Origin of the sequence: Candidatus Magnetobacterium casense (assembly GCF_019173545.1) — a bacterium.
GTDB lineage: Bacteria > Nitrospirota > Thermodesulfovibrionia > Thermodesulfovibrionales > Magnetobacteriaceae > Magnetobacterium > Magnetobacterium cryptolimnobacter.
This window is the reverse complement of sequence record NZ_JABXWD010000783.1, coordinates 1-1,076: the sequence shown is the minus strand read 5'-3', so window position 1 is coordinate 1,076 and position 1,076 is coordinate 1. Positions and strand designations below refer to the sequence as shown.

The window sequence follows — 1,076 nt, the reverse complement described above, 5'->3', positions numbered from 1 at the left end:
GATAGTGTACGTAGCGAAACGGGGCGGTGTCCGTAACCATGATCGCCGGATAGTCATCCTTCCAAAAAGACCAGTGGTCTGACCACCCTATGCCTGGTATCCACGCCGGGGCCACGGTGCCCACGGAGGGAAATGCCGTGGTGTTGCGGAAGGCCCTTATGCAACGATACAGAAGCCCCCGTGATGAGATGTTGCTGACAAAGCCTATGAAGTTTGCCGTATCGGGATAGAAGTACTTGAGTATAGAGGGATATTTTTGGCTGCCGGGACTGTCGGAGTAGAAACCGATTGTCTCAAGTGAGACCATGCCGACAATCTTATCACCACGCTTTCTGGCCTCCCTGGCATAGAGGCGGCTGCCCATATCTTCGGTTTCAAAGTACGGAGGCTCTTCGTTTACAAACAACACAAAGCGTAAGGTACGTCGGTGCTTTTTCCCTGCATGAAGACGTGCAAGCTCCAGAGTTGCGGCCACACCGGAGGCGTTGTCGTTTGCCCCCGGACTGCCCTGCACCGAGTCATAGTGGGCGCCAACTACGATGATTTCATCGGAGGGTGCATCAATCTGCGCCTCAATATTCTTTACGGTCTTGTGCCTGACCGTGTACTCCTGAAACCTGACGCTATATCCGTATCGAACAAGGACGTCCCTGATGTACTCCACAGAGGCCTCCAAGCCCTTGTAGTGCTCCGTGTTTCTGTGGCCGATCTCTTGTGACAGCTTGACCACGTGTTGTCTGAGATTCTGCTTTAATAGCTCCTCCTCCGCAGACAACGGTCTGAGGACGCCCTTGTATAACTCACCCGGCATACTTTCTATGTATACCACGGTCGATACAACAATGCCCACAATAACAGTCCAACGTATGAGTATCGATAGCCACAGCCTCTTTCTTTTAGGTTTGAACTTCATATGGGGCATTGTATAATAATATCCCAAGTGATTGCAACATTATCCGAATATTTTCAGCAATTCTCAGTGAAGGTGTGAGCGATATTTTTTTGGGACAAAATTGGCGAGGGTGTGACTATCTGGTGTGTGATCAGCAAAAGCTCATACCGTTTTCTATCTTAAA

Annotated in this window: 1 protein-coding gene; it reads right to left on the bottom strand. The window is 50.0% G+C overall.

Translation table 11 applies throughout. The features are described from left to right. Window positions 1-913, bottom strand: a 913-nt coding sequence (locus tag HWQ67_RS19485; RefSeq protein WP_304413906.1) for a M28 family peptidase, incomplete at its 3' end; no start/stop codon positions are given. Window positions 914-1,076 lie beyond the last annotated feature (163 nt).